This is a genomic window from Leeia oryzae DSM 17879, from assembly GCF_000376945.1.
In the GTDB taxonomy this organism is placed as follows: domain Bacteria; phylum Pseudomonadota; class Gammaproteobacteria; order Burkholderiales; family Leeiaceae; genus Leeia; species Leeia oryzae.
This window is the reverse complement of record NZ_AQXU01000018.1, coordinates 16,878-33,248: the sequence shown is the minus strand read 5'-3', so window position 1 is coordinate 33,248 and position 16,371 is coordinate 16,878. Positions and strand designations below refer to the sequence as shown.

General features: G+C 58.0%; 18 protein-coding genes. 8 read left to right on the top strand and 10 right to left on the bottom strand.

Annotated elements, in window-relative coordinates; genetic code table 11:
* Positions 1-106: 106 nt before the first annotated feature.
* Entirely contained in the window at positions 107-979 is an 873-nt protein-coding gene (locus F552_RS0105055) for a FecR family protein (RefSeq protein ID WP_018150640.1), read from the top strand.
* A gap of 235 nt (positions 980-1,214) precedes the next feature.
* Here F552_RS0105055 and F552_RS0105050 read toward each other — a convergent pair whose 3' ends face one another.
* Positions 1,215-2,006 carry a transporter substrate-binding domain-containing protein gene (locus F552_RS0105050; RefSeq protein ID WP_018150639.1) on the bottom strand — a complete coding sequence of 264 codons (792 nt, stop codon included), beginning with the start codon at positions 2,004-2,006 and terminating at the stop codon, positions 1,215-1,217.
* A 114-nt stretch (positions 2,007-2,120) separates the two neighbouring features.
* The gene (gene msrB, locus F552_RS0105045; protein ID WP_018150638.1) at positions 2,121-2,525 is read right to left on the bottom strand and encodes a peptide-methionine (R)-S-oxide reductase MsrB; all 405 of its coding nucleotides are present in this window, start codon (positions 2,523-2,525) and stop codon (positions 2,121-2,123) included.
* Between the two features lie 178 nt (positions 2,526-2,703).
* On the opposite strand from msrB, the gene F552_RS0105040 reads away from it, so the two are divergent.
* The 3 genes from F552_RS0105040 to F552_RS18535 all read left to right on the top strand — a co-directional run bounded on the left by F552_RS0105040 (position 2,704) and on the right by F552_RS18535 (position 4,249).
* Complete coding sequence (locus F552_RS0105040) at positions 2,704-3,033, top strand: hypothetical protein (RefSeq protein ID WP_018150637.1); 330 nt, start codon at positions 2,704-2,706, stop codon at positions 3,031-3,033.
* Positions 3,034-3,038: 5 nt separating this feature from the next.
* Positions 3,039-3,626: an IMPACT family protein gene (locus F552_RS0105035; RefSeq protein ID WP_018150636.1), complete on the top strand. Its 588-nt coding sequence runs from the start codon at positions 3,039-3,041 to the stop codon at positions 3,624-3,626.
* Between the two features lie 62 nt (positions 3,627-3,688).
* On the top strand, positions 3,689-4,249 hold the full coding sequence (locus F552_RS18535) for an NADPH-dependent FMN reductase (RefSeq protein WP_018150635.1): 561 nt from the start codon (positions 3,689-3,691) through the stop codon (positions 4,247-4,249).
* Here F552_RS18535 and F552_RS0105025 read toward each other — a convergent pair.
* Genes F552_RS0105025 through F552_RS0105015 form a run of 3 tightly spaced genes read right to left on the bottom strand, consistent with a single transcriptional unit; the run spans position 4,200 to position 6,181 of the window.
* A complete protein-coding gene (locus F552_RS0105025; RefSeq protein WP_018150634.1) occupies positions 4,200-4,742 on the bottom strand; it encodes a prolyl-tRNA synthetase associated domain-containing protein in 543 nt (180 codons plus the stop codon). The two genes, F552_RS18535 and F552_RS0105025, sit on opposite strands and share 50 nt — an antisense overlap.
* A 10-nt stretch (positions 4,743-4,752) precedes the next feature.
* Entirely contained in the window at positions 4,753-5,277 is a 525-nt protein-coding gene (locus F552_RS0105020; protein WP_018150633.1) for a MarR family winged helix-turn-helix transcriptional regulator, read from the bottom strand.
* Positions 5,278-5,314: 37 nt separating this feature from the next.
* The gene (locus F552_RS0105015) at positions 5,315-6,181 is read right to left on the bottom strand and encodes an EamA family transporter (protein WP_018150632.1); all 867 of its coding nucleotides are present in this window, start codon (positions 6,179-6,181) and stop codon (positions 5,315-5,317) included.
* Between the two features lie 148 nt (positions 6,182-6,329).
* Between F552_RS0105015 and F552_RS0105010 the strand changes: the two genes are divergently transcribed.
* Genes F552_RS0105010 through F552_RS0105000 form a run of 3 tightly spaced genes read left to right on the top strand, consistent with a single transcriptional unit; the run spans position 6,330 to position 10,472 of the window.
* Complete coding sequence (locus F552_RS0105010) at positions 6,330-7,841, top strand: DUF4118 domain-containing protein (protein ID WP_018150631.1); 1,512 nt, start codon at positions 6,330-6,332, stop codon at positions 7,839-7,841.
* A gap of 13 nt (positions 7,842-7,854) precedes the next feature.
* Entirely contained in the window at positions 7,855-8,544 is a 690-nt protein-coding gene (kdpE, locus tag F552_RS0105005; protein ID WP_018150630.1) for a two-component system response regulator KdpE, read from the top strand.
* 59 nt (positions 8,545-8,603) lie between these two features.
* Complete coding sequence (locus F552_RS0105000; RefSeq protein WP_018150629.1) at positions 8,604-10,472, top strand: potassium transporter Kup; 1,869 nt, start codon at positions 8,604-8,606, stop codon at positions 10,470-10,472.
* A 115-nt stretch (positions 10,473-10,587) separates the two neighbouring features.
* Here the strand turns inward: F552_RS0105000 and F552_RS0104995 are convergent, their stop codons facing one another.
* From F552_RS0104995 to F552_RS0104985, 3 genes are read right to left on the bottom strand one after another with little or no spacing between them, the layout of a single operon-like run.
* Positions 10,588-11,952 (bottom strand): deoxyguanosinetriphosphate triphosphohydrolase, encoded by a 1,365-nt coding sequence (locus F552_RS0104995; protein ID WP_018150628.1) that lies wholly within the window; start codon positions 11,950-11,952, stop codon positions 10,588-10,590.
* Positions 11,949-12,140: an oxidoreductase-like domain-containing protein gene (locus tag F552_RS0104990; RefSeq protein WP_018150627.1), complete on the bottom strand. Its 192-nt coding sequence runs from the start codon at positions 12,138-12,140 to the stop codon at positions 11,949-11,951. The genes F552_RS0104995 and F552_RS0104990 overlap by 4 nt, the downstream gene beginning before the upstream one ends.
* Positions 12,137-12,772 carry a histidine phosphatase family protein gene (locus F552_RS0104985; protein ID WP_018150626.1) on the bottom strand — a complete coding sequence of 212 codons (636 nt, stop codon included), beginning with the start codon at positions 12,770-12,772 and terminating at the stop codon, positions 12,137-12,139. The genes F552_RS0104990 and F552_RS0104985 overlap by 4 nt, the downstream gene beginning before the upstream one ends.
* Before the next feature lie 491 nt (positions 12,773-13,263).
* On the opposite strand from F552_RS0104985, the gene F552_RS0104980 reads away from it, so the two are divergent.
* Complete coding sequence (locus tag F552_RS0104980) at positions 13,264-13,767, top strand: SRPBCC family protein (RefSeq protein WP_018150625.1); 504 nt, start codon at positions 13,264-13,266, stop codon at positions 13,765-13,767.
* Positions 13,768-13,822: 55 nt separating this feature from the next.
* Here the strand turns inward: F552_RS0104980 and F552_RS0104975 are convergent, their stop codons facing one another.
* Positions 13,823-15,964, bottom strand: a complete 2,142-nt coding sequence (locus F552_RS0104975) for a UvrD-helicase domain-containing protein (RefSeq protein ID WP_018150624.1) — start codon at positions 15,962-15,964, stop codon at positions 13,823-13,825.
* Between the two features lie 80 nt (positions 15,965-16,044).
* Positions 16,045-16,326 carry an antibiotic biosynthesis monooxygenase gene (locus F552_RS0104970; protein WP_018150623.1) on the bottom strand — a complete coding sequence of 94 codons (282 nt, stop codon included), beginning with the start codon at positions 16,324-16,326 and terminating at the stop codon, positions 16,045-16,047.
* Positions 16,327-16,371 lie beyond the last annotated feature (45 nt).

The following is a 16,371-nucleotide window of genomic DNA, read 5'->3' as shown; positions in this document are numbered from 1 at the left end:
TGGCTGGTCGCAAGTTCCGTGCACCGAAAAGCAGCTGATTTATGGCGGAAAGTGTATATCATTAAACCTATGGAAATACATCGGGCCATCACGAAGGGGTTGTGAAATGAACTGGCAAAAACTGGCAGGGATCATGTGTGTCTTGGGGGTGACCTGTGCCCAGGCAGCAGAGATTGTGGTCAACCGGCTGCAGATGCCGGCATGGGTGGTGCACGCCAATGGCGTGCGTCAGGCGCTGGCGCCCAATATGTCGCTCAAAGTTGGTGATACGTTACAGACCGGGCAGGGGGCACGGGTGGAGTTGGCCTTGTCGGAAGGTAGCATCATCAAGCTGGGGGCCTTGGCGACGTTTCGCGTGACCAGCCTGATTGCCCCGGAAGACAACAAGGGGGTGTTTGCATCTGCGCTGGATGTCATCAAGGGGGCTTTCCGTTTTACCACCGGCTCTTCCCAGAAGTCGGTGCCTCGGGCGATTGATATCAAGATTTCGTCCGTTACGGCGGGGATTCGCGGTACGGACCTGTGGGGCAAGTCCGACGAGCAGAAAGATCTGGTGTGCCTGCTGGAGGGAAAAATCAGTGTGGCGCACGCGGACCAGCATCTGGATATGGACAAGCCGCTGCAATACTTTGTGGCCAAGCGAGATGGGACGGCCATGCCTGGTTTTGAGACCGAAGACGAGGTCATGAATAAATGGGCGCCGCAGACAGAAGTGAGTGCCGGCCACGGGCTGGCTTCGATTGGTGGCAAATGGCGCGCGATTCTGGCTGCTTACAAGCACCGGCCGATGGCCGATAGCCTGGTGCGTAAGCTGGATGAGGCCGGGTTTGCCGCGAGCCTGGTGCAACGTCATCAGCCAGGGGGACGGGTGTTTGAGGTGGCGCTTAATGGATTGGCCGAAGAAGCTGATGCCCGTTACGCCGGTCAGCAAGCACGCGAAGTGGTGCCGGGTCTGACGCTAAAAGTCAGTCCAAAATAAAACTATGCATTTTTTGCATGGTTTGATGATGAATCAGAATTGGGCTTTTTGAAGAAACCCAGCTAAAGTTCATTCCACGACGTCACCGCTGAGTTGTAGCATCTTTCCCCCCGGCCTAGGCCGGATGCGGCACCGCGTGACGTCGTATTTTCATGTCTTGATGAAAGCCCGTGCAATGGATTGCGCGGGCTTTTTTTTATTGCGTTGAAGATCTTAGCTGTAGCGCATGCGCAGGTTATGGGGCGACATTGAAAATGAAGTATTTCTGCGCAATCAGCTGGAAGGTGCCGTCTTTTTTGACGGCTTGCAGCCCCTTGTTGAGCATGCTCTGGATCTGGGTGTCGGATTTGCGCATCACATAGCCCACTCCTTCGCCGACCAGGACCTTGTCCCGGCTGGGTGAGCCGACAAATTCATAGCCGTTGCTGCGGTTTTCTTTCAGGAACGATTCTTCGCTGGTAGCCATGTCATCCAGCACAATATCCAGTTCTCCGGCCTTGAGTGCCTTGTACATGGTGGTGGTATCGTCAAAACCGACCAGCGTGGTTTCCTTGCTGTTTTTCAGCAGGTTTTGTGCATAACGTTCAAAGGTGGCGCCTTTTTGTACCCCCAGCTTCATGCCTTTCAGTTCCATGGCGCTGATGTAGGTATAGGGAAATTTTTTGCGCTTGGCGACAAAGGAGGCCGGTACCTTGAGGTAAGGGTCAGAGAACAGCCATTTTTGTTTGCGGGTATCGTTGATGGTGACCGAGTCCATCAGGACATCGTATTTTTTCTTGTCCAGCTGATCAAACGCAGAATCCCAGTCGTTCTTGATATAGACGCAGGTGGCATTGATCTGCTTGCAGATGGCGTTGGTCAGGTCGACTTCAAACCCGCCGATCTTGCCATCTTTGGTGGTGAAATTGTACGGCGGGTAACCGGCTTCGGTACCAAAACGGATGGTGGTCTGGGCTTGCAAGGAACTGATGAGTGCCAGATTCAGCAGGGTGAAACCCAACACAGGCTGCAGGTACGGAAGACGCATAGAGACCCCTAAGCAACAAAAACGTAAGTAGAAATGCTGCACCAGACCAAAGTCTAATCACAGATGACGCTGTCTGGTACCTGTTACTGTCAAAACAGCGGAATCCGTCGAGGGCTAGCTGATGGTATCAGGTTCAAAGCGAAGCGCCACCGAGTTCAGACAGTGGCGTTCGCCAGTGGGCGGCGGACCATCTTCAAATACATGCCCCAGATGGGCATCGCAGCGGGCACAGCGGATTTCGACCCGGCTCATGCCGTGGCTGTTGTCGCGCAGGCGTTTGATGTTCTCTGGAATGGCTTCTTGCCAGAAGCTGGGCCAGCCGCAACCGGCATCGAACTTGGTGCTGGAGTGAAACAGCAGATTGCCGCAGCAGACGCAATGGTAGCGGCCTTTCTCCCAGTGCTGTTCATACTCACCGGAGAATGGACGTTCTGTCCCGGCCTGGCGTGTCACCCGGTATTGCTCGTCGGTGAGCTGACTGCGCCATTCTGCATCGCTTTTATGAACGGGGTTCGTCATGATGGTAGACTCTGGCTGATAATGTCTTTTTCTAGCATCAAATGTGTCTGATGGGAAGCTTTTTGTCATGGCCGGCGGCTGTAGGGCTTGGCAAACGGCGGTGCTTCCGCCAGACTGTTGTCATATGAACGGCACGCCTGCGTTGGTCTGGTGGCCTGGTAAACAAGGGTAAGACTTTATGCCATATGTAAAGCGGAATGACGTCGGCGACATTGTTGCCATCTATCAGGCAGCAGAAGAGGGTGTCAGCGAATTTTTGCCACAGCACAGCCCGGAAATAGCCCGCTTTCTGGGGCAAGAAGAAGATGCTTCACTGTTCTCCGGCCTGGATAACGAGCTGGTGCGGGTGCTGGAAGACTTGATAGACACCCTGATCACCAAGAATGTGCTCCGCATTACGGACCTGCCGACTGAAGCCCAGCAGAAACTGCTGGCACGCAAACGCTTGCGTCATCAGCTGGGGAATCGCCTGACGGGCCTGCTGGGTCATGACGACGATCTGATCTGAGCTGCATGTTCCAGCTGGCAAGCCCGGTAACCGCCGGCATTGAAATCAAGAAAAGCCGCTTTATTGCCTGGGTCGGGCCGGCGGCTGACCGGCAAGAAGCCAGGCAGATTGTGCAGAATTTGCGGTTGCAGCACCCGGATGCGGGTCATGTGTGCTGGGCGCTGATCACCACGCAGGACTCCGGCATGGATGACGATGGCGAACCGGCAGGCACTGCCGCCAAACCCATCTACAACGTACTGACCCACAAGCAGTTATCCAATGTGCTGGGCGTGGTTGTCCGTTACTGGGGCGGCGTCAAACTGGGGGCTGGCGGCCTGACCCGTGCCTATGGCCAGGTAGTCAGCGATGCCTTGAAACTGGCGGAGCTGGTCCCGGTAGTGACGTTTGTGGTGTTGTCCGGGCAGGTGCCGTTTGCCAGTGAAGCCGGGTTTCGTCGCCTGTGTCAGCAATTCCAGGCCGAGGTGCTCTCGGTGGCGTATGCCGAGCAGGTGCTGGTCACGCTGCGTTTGCCGGAAGACCAACTGGCCGGCTTTGATGTTGCTGCCAGCAATTTTCTCAAGGGCCAGTGGCACAGCCGGCCGCTGACCTGAATCTGATGGCTTGCCCGATAGCGGCAAGCCAGCTACATCATTGACCCCTGTGTGATTTTCTTATGTCATGTTCCTTGCGTATTCTGGGTGTGCCGGGCAGCTTGCGTGCAGCGTCGGTCAATCGCCGTTTGTTACAGTTGCTGGCCGGTCAAATGCCTGACGGAATGGGCATGTCTCTTTACGCGCAGCTGGGCGAGCTGCCGTTGTTTAACCCGGATGTAGAGTTTCCGCCGCCTGCTGCCGTGGTGCACTGGATGACGGCTTTGCAAAGGGCCGATATCGTGCTGATTGCCAGCCCCGAGTATGCGCACGGGGTTACCGGCGTCATCAAGAATGCGCTCGACTGGGCGGTGAGTAGCGAGGTAATGGTCAACAAGCCGGTGCTGGTGCTAAATGCGTCCCCGCGGGCGCAGCATGCAGATGCGGCGCTACGCGAGACACTGGCGGTCATGAATGCACGCCTGATGACTGAAGCAAGTGTGGTGTTTCCGATGCTCGGTTATCGGGGCACCGATGAGGCGCTGCTGGCCTCACCGGATTTTGTGCAGGCACGGTGTCAGGTGTTTGAGGTTGTCAGTCGGCTAGCAACGCATCCGGCTGGGGCTGCGCCGTCAGCGTCATGATCTGCACAGCATGGCGGGTGGTGTCACTGAGGAAGCACAACAGGTCACGGGTGTCGACGGACAGGGTTTCTGTATTCACCAGCGGGTGACTCAGGATGCTGACCGCATCGGCCAGGGCGGTATCCAGAATGACCTCAACACCGCAGTCGACATCGTTGACCAGGGCCAGCAATGACACGGCGCCTGGCGTAATCCCCAGATACCGCATCAGCCGTTCCGGTGATGCAAAGGTCAGTCCTTTGACCCCCAGCAGTTCTCCCAGTTGTTTCAGGTTCACACTGGCATGATCCGGTATGGTGACCAGAAAGTGCCGTTTGCCTTTGCCGTCTCTCAGAAACAGGTTTTTGGTCTCTGCCCCCGGTAAATCCGGGCACAGGGCGCGCGCCTCTTCGCAGGTAAACACCGGCGGGTGAAAAAAGCGCTGATAGCGGACCCTGGCCTGGTCGAGCAGGTCGATGAGTTGTCCGGTGGTGTGCGGGATGGGGTCTGTCATGGTATCAACCTTACGGGGTGGGCTGGCGATGCTGCAGGGTATGCATCCATTTCAGCAGCAACTGGTTCAGGGTGACCTGCTCGGCCGGTGTCAGACCGGCCAGAATCTGTTCTTCATTGCGCAAATGCAGTTCTACGAGTTCATTGATCAATGCGAGTCCGGCATCGGTGATGCCGACCAGTGTCCCGCGCCGGTCGGTAGGGTGTTTCTCCCGGGTCACCAGACCCGCGGTTTCCAGACGGTCGATGCGGTTGGTCATGCCGCCTGAACTGATCATGGCGGTTTCGTAGAGCTCGGTCGGGGTCAGCCTGTAAGGGGCGCCGGCGCGTCGCAAGGTGGCAAGAACGTCAAATTCGCCGGGCTGCAAGCCAAACCGGGCAAACAGCGGGCTCAGGTGCTGCTGGGTGATGAGAAGCGTCAGTGCCTGCAGGCGGCCCAGCAGCTCCATCGGAAAAGGATCGAGGTCGGGCCTTTCCTTGCGCCACTGCGCCGCTGCATGGCTGGCACGATCGGTCAATGAGGTATCAAGAGTCATGATGTCTGGCCAAAGGTCTGGGTCGGGATGTGTGCCGTCATTTTAGCGGTTTCCGCGGAATTTGCCCTGCATATACGCTGCCCAGTACCAGCAAGGCACCGATCAGCTGCAAGTGGCTCATCTGCTGGTCCAGTACCAGAAAGCCGATCAGGGTGGCGACGACCGGACTTAACAGGCTGAGCATGGTGACAGAAGTGACCGATAACTTCTGGATGCCGCGAAACCACAGGGTATAGGCAATGCCGGAGCCGGCAATGGCCAGATAGGCAAAGCCGGCCAGGTGGTGCCACGTGAGATTGGCAACAGGGGGTTCAAAGACACAGGCCAGCGGCAGCAGGAACAGCCCGCCCATGGAGAGTTGCCAGGCGGTGATGGTACGTAAATCCAGGTTGCCGCACCATTTACGGGTAAAAATGGTACCGGTTGCCGTGCAGGCTGCCCCCACCAGGGCGGCGATGATGCCGATGCTGTCGAGCCGGGCAGACGGGGTCAGTACCATCAGGGCGACACCGCTCAGGCCAGCAATGGCCGCCAGCCAGCTGCGCCGGGTGGGTTGCTGGTGCAGGACCAGCCAGGACAGTACACCGACCACCAGCGGCTGGATGGCCCCCAGCGTGGCGGCGACTCCGCCCGGCAAGCGGTAGGCCGAAATGAACAACAAGGCCTGGAAAATACCGATGTTGAGCATCCCCAGTAGCAGCAGTTTGCCCCACATGGCGCGTGGTGGTTGCGACTTGAGGGTGATCAGCATCAGCAACCCCATCGGCAACGCCCTGACGGCTGCTGCCGTGAGCGGGTGGTTTGCCGGGAGCAGCTGTGTGGTCACGATATAGGTGGTCCCCCAGATGCAGGGGCCGATGGCCGTGATCAGGGTATCCAGTATGGGGTGGCGAGTGTCGGACATGGGATTCTTTGCAAGCAATAATGTGTTTTATCTTAACATAAAGATACTTTATATAAAGATATTTTGCACGCCGCATATTTACACTTTATTTATATGATGCGTCTGAATCTAAGCATCTTTTTTGCCTTAAAGACGCTATCGTTAGCACATGGACACGTTTAACCGATTTTTCTCCCGTTTCAGACAATTACCAGACCCGCTGTGGGCGCTGCTGGCCATTGCACTGACGACCCTGATTGGCGCACTGCTTCACCCCTGGGTGGATCAGGCCAATACGGTGATGCTGTATTTGCTGACGGTGGTACTGGTGGCCTGCACCCTGAATCGGCTGTCGGTCTACCTGACCGTGATGCTCTCTGTGGGCATGTTCGACTTCTTCTTTGTCCCCCCACATTTTTCCTTTGCCGTATCGGATGCCCAGTACCTGATCACCTTTGGGGTGATGATGGTGACTGGCGGACTGATTGCCGGGCTCACTGCCAACCTGAAGCGCCAGGTGGGGCTGAATGCCGAAGGGGCGGTGCAGTCGCGCCGTTTGTACGTGCTGGCCGAAGCACTGGCCGGGGTCACCACCACCGATGAGGTCATGAAGGTGGTGCGCGGTTTTGCCGAGGAAATCGGATTACGGGTGCTGTTCCATTTGCCGCTACTGGACAAGAGCGACATCCGTGATGGCGTGGATGCCTCGATCCTGCAGGCCACCATTCAGCACGGGGCGGTGGTGGAAACCGGCGGGCTGCATTCGGCCGCGGGGACTGCCATGATCCTGCCGCTGTGTGCGCAGCAGGGGTGTACCGGTGCCATGGTAGTGGCAGCCAACAAGCAGCACCCCAGCTGGCTGAATGTGCACCGGTCACTGCTGCAGACCATTGCCTCGCTGACGGCGATTGCGCTGGAGCGCTTGCACTTCGAGTCTCTGGCGCGCCAGACCCAGCTGGACATGATGTCGGAACGGCTGCGCAGTTCGGTGTTGTCTGCGCTATCACATGATTTGCGTACCCCGCTGACCTCGCTGGTCGGGCTGGCCGATACGCTGGTGCTGCACAAAGAAGGGGCCAACGATGACCAGCAGAACCTGATGCTGGCCTTGCAGACCCAGGCGCATGCCATTAGTCATCTGGTGACCAATCTGCTGGAAATGGCACGTCTGCATGCCGGCAAGGTGCGGTTGAACAAAGACTGGCAATTGCTGGAAGAGGCCATTGGCGGCGCCTTGCATCTGTTGTCCGGCGTATTGTCTGCCCACGAGGTCCGTATCCGGATCGACCCCGATATGCCGCTGGTAGCCTTTGATGCCGTCCTGATGGAGCGCGTGATCGGCAACCTGCTGGAAAACAGCGCCAAATACGCCCCAGCCGGGAGTGTGATCACGGTATCGGTCGGCGTGGATGCCGCTGGTGCGTTTATCTCGGTAGAGGACGAAGGAATCGGGTTCCCGCCGGACATGCTGGACAGCGTGTTTGACATGTTTGTGCGTGGGCAAATCGAGTCCGCCACCCCGGGGGTCGGGTTGGGCCTGGCGATTGCCAAGGCCATTGTCGATGCGCACGAAGGCCGTATTGTGGCTGAAAACAGGCAAGATGCCACCGGCAAGGTGGTGGGTAGCCGGGTGATATGTCATTTGCCGCTCGGCACGCCACCCGACATCGAATCGGAATAAGCCGCGAGACAGCATGGAACACCAGCACATTGTATTGATTGAAGATGACGCGCAAATCCGCCGCTTTGTACGCAGCGCGCTGGAAGGCGAGGGCTACAAGGTACACGAGGCCGATACCGCAGCCCGTGGCCTGATCGAGGCTGGGACGCGCAAGCCGGACTTGCTGATTGTGGACCTGGGTTTACCGGACCTGGATGGCGTGAGCCTGATCCGGGATTTTCGCAGCTGGTCTCAGCAGCCGGTGCTGATTTTATCTGCGCGGGTGGATGAATCCGACAAGATTGAAGCACTGGACGCCGGCGGGGATGACTACCTGACCAAGCCTTTCGGGGTGGGCGAGTTGCTGGCACGTGTGCGTGCCCTGTTGCGCCGGCGTACCCAGCTGCAAGACGAGCCGCCGCTACTGGAGTTTGGTGAAGTGTGCGTGGATTTGGCACACCGCAAGGTGATGCGCAACGCCGAAGAAGTGCATCTGACGCCGATTGAATACCGTCTATTGCTGGCCATGATCGGCAATGCGGGCAAGGTGCTCACCCATCGCAGCCTGATGCAAAGCGTATGGGGACCCAACCATACCGAGAGCGGGCATTACCTGCGGATTTATGTCAGCCGTTTGCGGCAGAAGCTGGAAGTCGACCCTGCGCGACCACAGCATTTCCTGACCGAAACCGGCGTTGGATACCGTTTTGAAACGGGCAACTAAACCGGGTTGCCTGCGTTGTTATTGATGTTGTTGATACGTTTACCGTAGTGGAGTTTCTCATGTCACACAATCAAGGCCGGACCGCGACCTTAACGCTGGCTGCACTGGGCGTGGTTTACGGGGATATTGGTACTAGTCCGCTGTATACCATGAAGGAGATCTTTGATGGCGGGCATCATCCGGTACCCATTACGCCTGACAATATATTGGGTATGCTGTCGCTGATTTTCTGGTCACTGATGATTGTGGTCAGCCTGAAATATGTACTGTTCATCATGCGGGCAGACAACCACGGCGAAGGCGGCATCATGGCGCTGATGGCCCAGGTGCGGCATGCCCTGCCGGAGGCGCGCATCACCGGCCCTCTGATGTTTCTAGGGCTTTTCGGCGCGGCCCTGTTCTATGGGGATAGCGTACTGACGCCAGCCATTTCAGTGTTGTCTGCAGTCGAAGGACTGGAGATCGCCGCCCCAGGGTTGCAGACGTATGTAATACCGATTGCCTTGACCATTCTGCTGGGGCTGTTTGTCATGCAGAAATACGGTACCGCCAAGGTGGGAACCCTGTTCGGACCTGTCATCGTTATCTGGTTTGTGGTGCTGGGTGGGTTGGGTATCCAGCATATCCTCGCCACGCCTGCCGTGCTTTCGGCCCTGAACCCGATGCATGCGGCGATGTTTTTCGTCAAACAGCCGCTGTTGGGGTTCTTTTCTCTGGCTGCCGCCGTGCTGGCGCTGACGGGCGGTGAAGCGTTATATGCCGACATGGGGCACTTCGGACGCAAGCCGGTGCAGATCGGCTGGTTCGGCATCGTACTCCCGGGGCTGGTCCTGAATTACTTTGGCCAGGGTGCGTTACTGATGCAGACACCCGCTGCCATTCGTAACCCGTTCTACCTGATGGCTCCTGACTGGGCGTTGATCCCGATGGTGGTGTTGGCTACCCTGGCCACCGTGATTGCTTCCCAGGCAGTGATTTCCGGGGCGTACTCGGTTACCCAGCAGGCCATCCAGCTCGGTTATTTGCCTCGCATGAACATTCAGCATACCTCGCACCATGAAAAAGGCCAGGTATATGTGGCAGGGATCAACTGGTCATTGCTGGTGGCGGTTGCCGTGCTGGTGATCGGTTTCGGGTCTTCTTCCAGTCTGGCAGCCGCCTACGGCATTGCCGTAACCGGTACCATGGCGATTACGACCATTCTCGCCGCGATTGTCGTGCGCAAGCTGTGGGGATGGCCTCGTTGGCTGGCCATTCTGGTGGCGGGCAGTTTTTTGCTGGTCGACCTGGCGTATTTCAGTGCCAACCTGACCAAACTGTTCCTGGGCGGCTGGTTCCCGCTGGCGCTGGCGACCTTGCTGTTCATCATGATGACCACCTGGTTCAAGGGTCGGGCCTTGCTGAACTACCATCGTGAAAACGACACCATGCCGCTGGATGTGTTTGTCGAAAGCATTGGCGGCGCCGCACCGACCGTACCCGGTACCGCGGTGTTCCTGACCAGCAACCCGGACCGTACCCCGCATGCGCTGCTGCATAGCCTGAAACACTACAAGAGTATTCACGAGCGGGTGGTGATTCTGACCGTGGATACGCTGGATAACCCGTATGTGCCGATGCAGGATCGGGTGAGTGTGAAACAGCTGAACGACCATTTCTGGCAAGTAACAGTGCACTTTGGCTTTATGGATCAACCCCTGTTGCCGGATACCCTGCAGGAAACGACCAAACATGGTCTGGAACTGGATGAGATGGATACCTCATTCTTCCTCGGGCGGGAAACACTGGTCAAGCAGGTGGGGATGGGCTGGAGCGGCTGGCGTGCCAAGATGTTCATGACCATGTTCAAGAATGCCGGCAGTGCAGCCAGCTATTTTGGCCTGCCACCAAACCGGGTGGTCGAGCTGGGGTCACAGATCGTCTTGTAAGGCGGGAGGCGGGCATGGTCGCCAGTCGGTCATGCCCGCAGTCTTTGACCGAATTGGCAATGCCTGCCGGTGTAGCGGCAAGCAGTCTCGATACAAACTACCGGCGGGGTCTAAATTACAAGATACCCACGCCGGACACTTCCCGGGCCAGATTGGCCGCCGCGTTGTCGGTCATGCTGCCGACAAAATCCAGTACCGTCATATAGCAGGCATACAACCCGTCTTCCACCGGCAGGTGACGGTCCAGCAGCGACAGCTGGATTTTCTCGCGGGTCGACATGGCCGCTTCGCCTTGCGTGACCAGCGTGTGCACGCCGGGGATCAGTACATTCAGGATGGTGGCCATGCAGGGGTAGGCGGCGACTTCCGTCACCACCTTGCTACGGTGCCGGTACACCTTGCGGCTGGCCAGGTCTTTGGCGTCCAGCAGCGGTCGGTTGATTTCTTCCGGACACACGGCCAGCAGGTCTTTACCCTGGAACCGTCCTTCCAGCAGCGATTCATGGTGCGCCATGAACTTGTCAGCCAGAGCGGTCACGCATTTGCCTACCACCGTGCCGCGCAACAGGGCACATTTCTGGCGCGGGTCTGTAGTACGCCAGACGCGGTCATCCAGCCCGGCCAGCGGGGAGAGTAGGCGTTCGAATTCCTGCACATCCAGAATGCCGATTTCCACCGCGTCCTCGAGATCCAGAATCGCGTAGCAGACATCGTCTGCGGCTTCCATCAGGTACGAGAGCGGGTGGCGGGCCCAGCGGTTGGGGGACAATTCCGGCAGGCCGAGGGATTCGGCCACCGCGCGGAAGTACGGCAGTTCGGACTGGTACAGGTTGAACTTGCCTGGCTTGGGCGAGACATCTACCGTCCACGGGTATTTCATCAGGGCGCCCAGTGCTGCGGCCGTCAGGCGCATGCCGCCGTCGCGTTCGTACATCTCCAGCGCCGCCACCATGCGAAAGCCATGCGCATTGCCTTCATAGGTCTGCACGTCCAGGGTTTCGGTGGGGGATAGTCCTTGCAGAAACCGGGCGTTGGTCGGGTCCCGGAACCAGACGCGCAGGGCATCCTCACCGGTGTGGCCAAACGGCGGGTTGCCGATGTCGTGCGCCAGGCAGGCGACTTGCACAATCGCCCCGATATCAAACGGGGTGAACCCCTCAGGCAGCAAGCCGTGTTCGCTCATCGCCGCGCCGACGCGGTTACCCAGCGAGCGGCCTACGGAAGCGACTTCTACGCTGTGGGTCAAGCGGTTGTGGGTATGGTCATGGGTGGCCAGCGGATGAACCTGGGTTTTGCGCCCCAGTCGCCGGAAGGCACTGGAAAACACAACCCGGTCATGGTCGATATGGAAGTCGGACCGTAGCCCAGCCGCCCCTTCTGCCGTGGCTGGCGAGACGGTGGCGCTGACCTTGCCATCCATCAGCCGGAAGCGGGTGCTGGACAGCAGGCTGTTCCAGTTCATGCGGGGTGTCGGGGTCATGGGGTGTCGTCCGTTTCCGTCGGGGCTTGCAAAGATTGCCATAAAGCCAGTTCGCGCTGATAGGTGCGCAGGGCTTCTGCGTAGAGGTCCAACACACAATTGTCACAACCGCTGTCGCAGCATTCGCCCTCTGCGGGTGGCTCGGGTGGTAGCGGTGGCTGGTTGTCCAGCGGGCTGTGCGTGCTCATAGTTCGTCCAGTGCCGTATCCAGATGCAGCTGCTCAGCCCAGCTGTCGATCTGCCAGCCCCGGGCCGGGCTATGGCTCAGCCAGTTCAGCGCCGCATTCGGGATCGGGAAGGTTCTTGGCGCATGCAGCGGTTGTTCGGATATCCAGCGATGCACAATGTCCAGCACGCCCCCGTGGGTGACGATCAGGACAAACTCCCCGCGGTGCTGGTTGGCGATTTTCTGCATCAGGCGGGTGATGCGGTCGTGCAGGGCTTGCAAGGATTCCCCGGTGCCACCGGTGAATCCGGTATCCCGCTGATGATATTGCCGGGTTTCCTGCGGGTAGTCACGTGCCATTTCTTCCGGGTTTAACCCTTGCAGCACGCCGTAATGACGTTCTCGTAATGCCGGGGTGGCCATCGGTAACAGGCCGGTACGTCTGGCCAAAGGAGCCGCCGTCTGGCGGGTACGGGTCAGGTCACTGACGTACAGGGCCGAGAAGGGATGCTCCGGCAGATGCCTGGCGACCAGCTCGGCCTGTTTCAGCCCGTGCTCGTTAAGCGGAATATCGGTGTGTCCCTGCAGGCGTCGGGCGACGTTCCAGTCGGTTTCACCGTGGCGGATCAGGCAAAAGCGGGTAACAGTATTCATGTATTTATTTTAGCATGCCGGCCCGGTGGATTCACGGGCAGGGGAGGGGTAACGTTCGGTCAGACGGACTGCTGGGGCCCAGAAAAGCAAAAACCCGCAATTTGAACTTGCGGGTTTGACGACAGGTGAGACTTATTTTCTGAAAATAAACAAAGCCCAAGCCATGATTTGCTCCTTTCAACTTCTGGCGTTGTATCGCTTTGTGAGCGATACTCACCCCAATGCAAATGGCAGTTCATGCGTTTTGCCATGGGGGACGCTGTACGTGGGCGGTTGCAACCCTTGCCACTAGACATGACAACCACCGGCCACGGATTGCACAGCAGCTAAAACGCTCCGTTCCGGCCCATGCCATCCGGATGACGGCATGCTTGGTTACTAATGTAACGCCTTCATATTACAGGAATATTGCGCTGCATCAAAATAATTGATCAAATGGTCAGCTTTTTGTTGTAAACATTACACAGACATTTTTGGGAAGACATCTTTACATGCGGTTTGAGCACCTGATAGAAATCAACGACTTCATGAACCCTTTGCTTACGCCGCTGACGCTGGCGCAACTCTGGCAGGGGCTGGTATTGCGGGCGGAATCTCCGCAGCTGTTCCAGCCGCAAATTGATCAGGTCAACCTGCTGGACCGGGGAGAAAACTGGCTGGAGCGCGAGCTGCACTTCGGGCAACTGGTGGTGCGTGACCGCATCCTGTTCGAACCCATGGTGCGGATCGAATACCAGACGGCAGCCAATGACCAGCATGATGGCGGCTCATTGATCATGCAGATTGAAATGCCCGAGCCGGAACAGCTGTTTGTCCGGTTTATTTACACCACCAGCCTGTCAGAAACCGCCACCAGCAACGGGGTGAATCTGGCCAGCTACGTGCGTAACGCCTATCAGCAGAACGACATGGACACCATCAGCATCATCCGGGAAATGGCCGAACAGGGCGCCCTGCCGACCGATGTACTGGACCCGGATGCCATCAGGCACTGATCCATGATCAAGACAAGCACACGGGCAGACTTGGCGCCTGCCCGGTGTGGATGGATTAGCGGGCTTCCAGTCTGGCGTAGGTCAGCATCAGCCACTTGACGCCGGCGCTGGCAAAATTGACCTGCACCCGGGCATCTTCTCCGCTGCCTTCGGCCGCAATGATGACGCCGGGGCCGAATTTCTGGTGCTGCACACTCTGGCCGACCCGGAAACCTTGCAGATCTCGGTTGCTCGTACCATTGCTGCTACCGTAACCGGCCGATGGCTGGCTGTGATTCAGTGTGGGTGCCTTGCGATTGATCCATTGCACCAGGGCTTCGGGTATTTCCCGCATGAAGCGGCTGGGCAGGTTATAACGGGTCTGGCCGAACAGTTGCCGTTGCGAAGCCAGCGTCAGGTACAGGCGCTGGCGGGCCCGGGTAATGGCCACATACATCAGACGGCGTTCTTCACCCACGCCATCTTCCGCCATGATGCTGTTTTCGTGCGGGAACAATCCTTCTTCCAGTCCACAGACAAACACCGCGTCAAATTCTAGCCCTTTGGCGGCGTGTACCGTCATCAGCTGCAGGGCATCGGCCGCGACTTCGGCCTGATGTTCGCCGGCTTCCAGTGAGGCATGGGCCAGAAAGTCTTCTACGCTGCCTTCAGGGACTTCGTGCTGGAAGTTCTGCGCTGCGTTGATCAGTTCCTCCAGGTTTTCCAGCCGGTCTTCGCTGTCTTTCTCGGCACGGTAGTAGTCGCGCAGGCCGGAACGATCCAGCAGGACGTCGATTTTTTCCGGCAGCGGTAGTGCCGCTATCTCGTTCGATAGTGCTTCAATCAGGTTCACAAACACGGCAATCTTGGCACCCGCCGCTCCGCTGGGGGGACGGCTGCAGCAGGCGTTCCAAAGCGACAGCCCGCCCTCGCGCGAGGCCACTTGCACGGTTTCCAGTGTCCGTGCGCCAATGCCGCGCGCCGGAAAGTTCACCACCCGCAACCAGGCCCCGTCATCGTCCCGGTTGGCGGTCAGCCGCAGGTAGGCCAGTGCGTGCTTGATCTCTTGCCGTTCAAAGAAGCGCAAGCCGCCATACACGCGGTAAGGTACGTTGGCGGCAAACAGCTGGTGTTCCAGCAGGCGGGATTGCGCGTTGGAACGGTACAGAATGGCCATGTTGTTCAGCGCGTGGCCTTCGCGATGCAATTGCCGCACTTCTTCGACAATGAATTGTGCTTCTTCGGCATCGGTCAGCGCCTCGAAAGCGCGGATCGGTTCACCCGGCCCGGCTGCGGTCCACAGGTTTTTGCCCAGCCGGCCATCGTTGTTTTCGATCAAGGCGTTGGCGGCGTCCAGAATATTGCCGAACGAACGGTAATTTTGTTCCAGACGGATAAAATGCTCGATCTTGAATTCGCGCTCGAAGTCGCGCATGTTGCCTACGTTGGCACCACGGAAGGCATAGATAGACTGGTCGTCATCCCCGACGGCAAACATGGCACTGCCGCTGCCGGCCAGCAGTTTCAGCCACTGGTATTGCAAGCGGTTGGTATCCTGGAACTCGTCCACCAGGATGTGCTGGAAGCGGTGCTGGTAGTGTTCCCGCAGCACCGCATTGCGGGATAGCAGTTCATAGGCACGCAGCAGCAATTCGGCAAAATCGACCACGCCTTCCCGGTTGCACTGGGCATCGTACTCGGCATAGATTTCCACCATCCGCCGGCTGGCCGGGTCAAAGCTGTCGCACTCGTGAGCCCGCAGCCCGGCTTCTTTCTTGCCATTGATGAAATGCTGTACCTGTTTTGGCGGGGTACGCTCTTCATCAATATTGAGCGCACGCATTACCCGTTTCAGCAAGGAGAGCTGGTCTTGCATGTCCAGAATCTGGAAGGTCTGCGGCAGGCCGCACTCGCGATGATGGGCACGCAGCAGGCGGTTACACAACCCGTGAAACGTACCGATCCACATGCCGCGCACATTGATGGGCAGCATGGCCGACAGCCTCGTGAGCATTTCCTTGGCGGCTTTGTTGGTAAACGTGACCCCCATGATCCCAAACGGGCTGACATGGCCGTTATCGATCAGCCAGGCAATGCGCGTGGTCAGTACGCGTGTCTTGCCGCTTCCGGCACCTGCCAGAATCAGGGCAGAGGCGTGCGGCAGGGTGACGGCTGCAAGTTGTTCGGGGTTCAGGCCGGTCAGATATTCGGTACGCATCGTTTACCAACGGTGTAAAAGGTGGAATGTGCGTATTGTACCCGTATTTCTAGTAGAACGGATGTTCTGTTTTGATGGGTTTACAAGGTGCCTGCGGCCAGTTGTTGCAGGTAGATGAATTCGGGTGCTTCGACGCCGGCTTGCTGGCGAATCGCTACCAGTTCGGGGGATTCAAAGAAATTTCTGGCCTGGGTCAGAGATTGCCAGCGGGAAAAATGCACGATCTTGTTGGCATCGTGCTCGTCACGCAGTACCTGATAACTGATTTCGCCTGCCGCTTTGCGGATGCCGGCCGCCTGGTCGAAAATGGCTTTCCAGGCCGGGTAGTCTTTTACCGCGTGGATAATCAGAACGTGTTCCATATGGCCCTTGTAGTACTACCCAGTTACTGGTGATGTTTCGTTTGT